7 protein-coding genes are annotated in these 6,325 nt (G+C 64.8%); 4 read left to right on the top strand and 3 right to left on the bottom strand.

Features of this window, described 5'->3' with window-relative positions:
- Nucleotides 1–849, bottom strand: an 849-nt coding sequence (locus VKP01_RS16350) for an AEC family transporter (RefSeq protein ID WP_324414187.1), incomplete at its 3' end; no start/stop codon positions are given.
- 152 nt (nt 850–1,001) lie between these two features.
- On the opposite strand from VKP01_RS16350, the gene VKP01_RS16345 reads away from it, so the two are divergent.
- Nucleotides 1,002–1,445 carry a DUF1810 domain-containing protein gene (locus VKP01_RS16345; protein ID WP_324414185.1) on the top strand — a complete coding sequence of 148 codons (444 nt, stop codon included), beginning with the start codon at nt 1,002–1,004 and terminating at the stop codon, nt 1,443–1,445.
- A gap of 8 nt (nt 1,446–1,453) precedes the next feature.
- Here VKP01_RS16345 and VKP01_RS16340 read toward each other — a convergent pair whose 3' ends face one another.
- Nucleotides 1,454–2,044: a hypothetical protein gene (locus tag VKP01_RS16340; RefSeq protein ID WP_324414183.1), complete on the bottom strand. Its 591-nt coding sequence runs from the start codon at nt 2,042–2,044 to the stop codon at nt 1,454–1,456.
- A gap of 274 nt (nt 2,045–2,318) precedes the next feature.
- Between VKP01_RS16340 and VKP01_RS16335 the strand changes: the two genes are divergently transcribed.
- Nucleotides 2,319–3,374, top strand: a complete 1,056-nt coding sequence (locus VKP01_RS16335) for a PA0069 family radical SAM protein (RefSeq protein WP_324414189.1) — start codon at nt 2,319–2,321, stop codon at nt 3,372–3,374.
- 37 nt (nt 3,375–3,411) lie between these two features.
- On the opposite strand, the gene VKP01_RS16330 is transcribed toward VKP01_RS16335, so the two are convergent.
- Entirely contained in the window at nt 3,412–4,455 is a 1,044-nt protein-coding gene (locus VKP01_RS16330) for a GMP reductase (protein WP_324414181.1), read from the bottom strand.
- A gap of 197 nt (nt 4,456–4,652) precedes the next feature.
- Here VKP01_RS16330 and VKP01_RS16325 point away from each other — a divergent pair, with 197 nt between their 5' ends.
- Both VKP01_RS16325 and VKP01_RS16320 read left to right on the top strand, forming a co-directional pair.
- Complete coding sequence (locus tag VKP01_RS16325; RefSeq protein ID WP_324414179.1) at nt 4,653–4,955, top strand: hypothetical protein; 303 nt, start codon at nt 4,653–4,655, stop codon at nt 4,953–4,955.
- Nucleotides 4,956–5,096: 141 nt separating this feature from the next.
- A partial coding sequence (locus VKP01_RS16320) for a HAMP domain-containing protein (RefSeq protein WP_324414177.1) occupies nt 5,097–6,325 on the top strand: 1,229 nt, incomplete at its 3' end.

Here is a 6,325-nt window from a genome sequence, read left to right as displayed (position 1 = left end):
AGGCGCGTCGCCCCCCATCTGCTTGGCGAGAATATAGCCGCCGCTGGCCGTGGGCACGGTGGTGGCGATGGCGACGATGGCGAGATCATCCCCGCTCACGCCGGCCAGCCGCGCGATGGTTATGGCGATCACGGGCAGCAGGAACAGCTTCAGCCCGATCGAGAGCCAGTGCGGCGCGCGCGGGCGGGCCAGGCGGCGCATGTCGAGCCCGGCCCCGACCACCAGCAGGCCGGCGGCGAGCGCCGCATTGCCGAGTATGCCGATGGTGCTTCCAATGAAGCCGGGAATCGGCAGGCCGGTCACGTTGAGCACGATCCCCGTGACCGACGACCAGATGAACGGGTTGGTCACGATCGTGCGTGCGATCATGGCCGGGCTCTGGGGTGTGCCGGAAGCAAAGCGCACCAGCACACCGATGGCAAGCAGGTTGAGCAACGGAATCATCGCCGCCACCGCGACCGCCATCAGCGCGAGCCCGATCTCGCCATACATCGCCCCCGCCACGGCGAGCCCCACGAAGGTGTTCCAGCGCGTGCAGCCCTGAAACAGCGAGGTGAAGGCCGGCCCGTCGATGCGCAGGCGCGCGAGCAGGACGCTGCGCAGGGCGAGCAGCAGCGAGGCGATCAGGAGGATCGCGGCGATCATCGCCCCGCCCATGCCCAGCACCGGCACTTCCGACAGGTCCGCCCGCGCGAGCGTGTTGATGATGATGGCGGGAAAGAAGATGACATAGGTGATCCGCTCGATCCCCGGCCAGTGACGCTCCTCGACAAAACCGCTCACGCGCGCGGCCCAGCCGGCAATGATCACCAGAAATACCGGGACGAGCGAAGCGAGAACGGAACCCATGAAGCTGTCGGCCTTTTGAAATCGGGCGATGCGCATATGCAGCGGCACAGTTCGCCGCAGGCACAGGCGCTGTCAATGCGCGTTTCGCGATGTGCGATTCGGGGTTCGCGCGTGTCTTCGGGCAGGTAAGGTATCGTCAGGGAGATCATCTGATGGAGCAAGCCGCCTCTCTCGCACGCTTCCTCACGGCGCAGGAGAATGTCTTCGATACCGCCTGTGCCGAGCTGGAAGCCGGATGCAAGCGCTCGCACTGGATGTGGTTCGTGTTTCCGCAATTGCGTGGTCTCGGGCGCAGTCCAATGGCGCATTTCTACGGTATCGCCGATCCGGACGAGGCACGCGCCTATCTTGCCGATCCGGTCCTCGGGGCGCGTCTGCGCCATTGCGTGACGCTTCTGCTGAAGCATCGCGACAAGCCCATCCGCGCCATCCTCGGCTCCCCCGATGATCAAAAGTCACGCTCCTGCCTGACCTTGTTCGAGGCCATCGCCTATGATGAGCGTGATCGGGCGCTGTTCGCCGAGGCGCTCGATGCGTTTCATGACGGTGCGCGCGATGACCGCACGCTGGCGATGCTGGAGGGTGAGTGGGGTTGACGCCCCCTCTACCCGCCAAGCAATGCCGCCGGTGGATCCTGCGGGCGGAAATCGCGGGGGCGGTTGAGGCGCACGATCGGGAGCATCTGCCACAGGCCGGCAGCGCCGATGAACAGGCCGATGGCGATCGCCGCCCCTTCGCCTTCCCGCAGCGCGAAGATCACGAAATAGGCGATGGCGAGGAAGATCGCGATCGTCGTCACGATCAGCGCGCCCCAGACGAAGGGTGTGCGCCCGGCTGTGAAGCGCGCCTGCGGATTGGCGCGAGCGATGGCGGGGAGAAGTGCCCTCACGAAGGCCGCATAGGCCTCCTCCTGGCGATCGGCGAAGACCATCGAGCGAAAATTCACCGAATGCAGTGACAAGCTCCCGCCGCTCGCAAGCCGCAGGCGGGTGCGGTAGAGCTTTTGCGCGAAGGAGCGCGGCTCGTAGGTCAGGCGCGCTTCGGTGATCTGCGACAGCGGTATGGCCTGCTCGCTGCCCAGCCGCTCCACGATCAGCCGGTTCCCGCGCAATTGGAACGAGACCGGCATGCTCGCCGGTCGCGGCGCGTGCAGATAATGGGGTTCGTCTGCTGAAATGTCATCCTTGCGGGCCATGCTGCCTGTTCCGATGCGCGTCGCCGGTGATCGCAACCCCTGCTTTAGGCGCACGGGTGCAGCTCTGGCAAGGATTCGCGCGCCCGGCGCGACCGGGACCTCGAGCCGCGTGTCGCGGTGTTCCAGTTTGACTTGCCAATGTTTGATTAATGTTCTATTTTGTTCTCATGAATGAAGGAGATTCGCGATGAAGCCGAATCATCTGCAACACCGTGATTGGCGCGAACGTCTCGATCAGCGCATCGCCGCGCGTCCGGCTTCCGTGGATCCGCGGATGCGGCGCGGGCGTGGCGCGGTAACGAACGAGACCGGACGTTTCGAGCGTGTCGAGCGTGAGGCCTTCGACGATTCCTGGGATATTCCCGAGGAAGTCGCGCCGCTGCGCACGGAAGTGACGCATGAGCGCCCGAAGACGATCATCACGCGCAACGCCTCCCCCGATCTCGGCTTCGACCGCTCGATCAACCCGTATCGCGGCTGCGAGCACGGTTGTTTCTACTGCTTTGCGCGGCCCAGCCATGCTTATCAGGGGCTCTCGGCCGGGCTTGATTTCGAGACGCGGCTCTTCGCGAAGCCCGATGCACCAGCCTTGCTCGAGCAGGAACTGGCGGCGCGCGGCTACAGCCCGCGCACCATCGCCATCGGCACCAATACCGACCCGTACCAGCCGATCGAGAAGCGCATGGAGATCACGCGCGGCATTCTTGAAGTGCTCGCGCGTACGCGTCATCCGGTCGGGATCGTCACCAAATCCGGGCTCGTAGCTCGCGATCTCGACATTCTCGGGCCGATGGCCGAGCAAGGGCTCGTCAAGGTAGCGATCTCGCTGACGACGCTCGATCCGCGCCTCTCGCGCAAGATGGAGCCAAGGGCGGCGGCGCCGGGCGTGCGGCTCGAGACCATCCGGCGGCTGCGCGCGGAGGGGATTCCGGTCAGCGTCCTGGTGGCGCCGGTCGTGCCGGCCATCAACGATCACGAGATCGAGCGCCTGCTCGACGCTGCTTACGAGGCCGGCGCCCGCGAGGCGGGCTACGTCATGCTGCGCCTGCCGCATGAGGTAAAAGCGCTTGCGCGCGACTGGCTCGCCGAGCATTTCCCCCAGCGGGCACAGCACGTCATGTCGCTGGTGCAGGACATGCAGGGCGGCAAGGATTACGATTCCCGCTGGGGCGTGCGCCAGAGCGGCACCGGGCCGATCGCCTGGGCGATCGGGCGGCGCTTCGAGATTGCGGCCAACCGGCTTGGTTTCAATGCGGAACGCGTGAGGCTGCGCACCGATCTGTTCTGCAAGCCGGCCCGCTCGGCACCAGGCCAGCTGGCCCTGTTCTGAGTGCCGTGATCCCGGCTTCCCGCAACCCGTGCCGGGCTCACTGTCCGAACACGGTGTTGAGCTGGGCGCTGACCATGACGAAGGTGGTGCGCTTGGGCACCTCCTTGAGGCGGGTGGCGCCGATATAGGTCATCATCGAACGCACGCCGCCCGTGATTTCCTGCATCGTATCGTCTACCGGGCCACGATAGGTCACCTCAACCGTCTTGCCTTCCGAGGCGCGGTAATGCGCGACGCCGCCGGAATACTTCTTCATCGCGGTATCGGAGGACATTCCGTAGAACACCATGGATTTCGCCCGGCGTTCGCCGTCGACATCCGCGTAGACAATCTCGCCCTCGCATTCGTCATGGCCTGCGAGCATGCCGCCGAGCATGACGAAATCCGCGCCGCCGCCATAGGCCTTGGCGATGTCGCCCGGCACGGTGCAGCCGCCATCGGCGCAGACGAGTCCCTTGAGCCCGTGTGCTGCATCAGCGCATTCGATCACGGCAGAGAGCTGCGGATAACCCACACCCGTCATCTTGCGTGTGGTGCAGACAGAACCGGGGCCGATCCCCACCTTGACAATATCAGCGCCGGCGAGCACCAGCGCCTCGGTCATGTCGCCGGTCACCACATTCCCCGCCATGATCACCGCATCCGGATTTTCATCCCGCGCCTGCGCGACCATTTCGACGAATTTCTCGGTATAGCCGTTGGCGACGTCGAGGCAGATCATGCCGATCGGCGCGCGGCGCTTGACGGCGCGGAATTTCTCCCAGTCGGCCTCCGCCGTGCCGAGCGAATAGAAGGCGTGCTGCGGCTCGCCGCTCGCGAAAAAATCAACGAGCAGGTCTTCCGGATAATGCTTGTGCAAAGCCACGAGGGCGCCGTGACGTGCGAGCGCGCGCGCCATCGGCATCGTGCCCACCACATCCATATTCGCCGCGATCATCGGAAAGCCCCGCCATTCCCGACCCGTATGGGCGAAACGAAAGGCGCGCTCGATCTCGACCTCGGCGCGCGAGCCGAGCGTCGAGCGCTTGGGGCGGATCAGCACGTCCTTGAAGTCGAGTTTCGGTTCGTTTTCGATGCGCATGGCGATACTCGTCCGGTCATTGCAGATCGGCACGCCGTCATTCCGGGCGTGCCGGCCTGATCCTAGCATGCCTGCGGCGGCTTATCGCAAGGGGTAACCGGGCAGGGCATGATGCGCGCAAATGCCAGCGGCGATGCGTCATCTTCCCATGCATACGCGTTGCTTTATGCTGAACGGATTATGAGAAAGGTGTCGCCATGCGCGAACTCTACCGCAAGCCCCTGATCAGGCTTTTCATCGTCAACGGCGCCTTCGGAGCGCTGCTCGGCGTGATGTTCGTCGCTCTCGCCTACGCCTTCGATCTGCGCGGCCTCGGGACGCTGGTTGCAAATTCGGATGTCGCGGTGCTCGCGCTCGTGATCCTCACCTTCAGCGTCTCGGCGACGTTTGCCGGCGCGGCGATCGGCACCGCGGTGATGCTCCTGCCCGAGCGCGAGGAGGACGACAAGGCCTATGGCGGCGTCGATGCCGACGGCAATCCGCGCCGGCCCCGCTGGTAAGCTGCTTCGAGATCCACATCGACTGGCAACTTCCCTAGAGGAATTTGTGATTGTTCATGGTTGCGTCAGCGTGGCCGTAAGCTCCGGTAAAGCATTGGTTGGTAACTCAATGGTCGGCCAATTTTCCTGCCGGGGGTTACCATGCTTGCCAGATTATCCGTATCGCTGAAAGCGGTCGCAATCGTCTTCCTGATGGCGATCGCGACGCTTGCCATCGCCTTCACAGCCTATCAGGGTCTCGAAACGCTCGCGCAGGGTGCGCAGGAAATCCATGGCAAGACGGGTGAGGTGCGCCGTGCCGGGGCGCTGAGCGAAAACGCGATCGAACTTTCGCGCGCGGAGATGGAAATCGCTTCCAACCCCTCGCGCGTGGCGATGATCATCCCTGCGATCGAGGAAGCCGATGGCGCCTTCCGCGCCGAGCTCGATGCACTGACGGCGAGCGCCGATTCCGCTCAAGGGGCGCTGCTGGAGGAGGTCGCGCGGCTTTACGGTCAATATCATCAGGGTGTGCTCGAAACCATCGACATGGCCGAGACCTTCGCGACATCGGATATCGTCGAAAGCCAGCTCTATGTGCTGGGTACGATCGATCGCAATCGCAATTTCATGGCGGAGTTGCGCGAAGGTCTCGCCGCCTTCACGGATCACACCGACCGCGAGAGTGCGGCAGTCGCCGACCGTGCCGATAATGTTGCGACGAACACGGTGTCCATGCTCGTGACGATTGCACTTGCGGGCATCCTGGGCGGTGCGTTGGCCGGGCTCGCCATCGCCCATTGGGGTATTGCCCGTCCGCTGCATCGCAGCGTCGCGGATATTCGCCGGCTGGCTTCCGGCGAATTCGACGTCGCGATTTCCGGCATGAATCGCCGCGACGAAGTCGGTGCGATTGCCCGTGGCATCGACGATTTCCGCGCATCCCTCGCCGCGAAGGCCGAGGCTGATCGCCGGATGGAGCAGGAGCGCGAGGCTGTGCTCGTCGTCGAGCGCCGCAAGGCGACGGAGGATCTCGCTGCGCGATTCGAGGAAGCGGTGGGCTCCATCGTCAATGGCGTCGCGGAAGCCGCCGCCGAGCTCGAACAGGCCGCACAGGCCCTCACTGGCGCCTCGCAGACATCCCGCGAGCGCGCTACCAGCGTCGCGGCAGCCTCCGAGCAGGCATCAACCAATGTCGGCATGGTCGCGGCGGCTGCCGAAGAACTGGCTTCCTCGGTGGACGAGATCGGGCGCCAGGTCAGCCAGTCCACCGAGATTTCCCGCGAGGCGCAGGATCGCGCCAGCGGCACCGTGACGCAGGTCCGCACCATGGCCGATACCGCCCAGCGCATCGGCGACATCGTGGCCCTGATCGAGCAGATCGCTGACCA

The organism is Saliniramus sp. (genome assembly GCF_035311605.1).
In the GTDB taxonomy this organism is placed as follows: Bacteria; Pseudomonadota; Alphaproteobacteria; order Rhizobiales; family Beijerinckiaceae; genus Saliniramus.
The sequence above is the reverse complement of the archived record's forward strand: the minus strand, read 5'-3'. Positions and strand labels throughout refer to the sequence as shown.

Coding starts and splice junctions, on each gene's coding strand:
- VKP01_RS16330 (WP_324414181.1), bottom strand. CDS start 4,455: ATGCGCATCGAAAACGAACCGAAACTCGACTTCAAGGACGTGCTGATC.
- VKP01_RS16345 (WP_324414185.1), top strand. CDS start 1,002: ATGGAGCAAGCCGCCTCTCTCGCACGCTTCCTCACGGCGCAGGAGAAT.
- VKP01_RS16340 (WP_324414183.1), bottom strand. CDS start 2,044: ATGGCCCGCAAGGATGACATTTCAGCAGACGAACCCCATTATCTGCAC.
- VKP01_RS16335 (WP_324414189.1), top strand. CDS start 2,319: ATGCGGCGCGGGCGTGGCGCGGTAACGAACGAGACCGGACGTTTCGAG.
- VKP01_RS16325 (WP_324414179.1), top strand. CDS start 4,653: ATGCGCGAACTCTACCGCAAGCCCCTGATCAGGCTTTTCATCGTCAAC.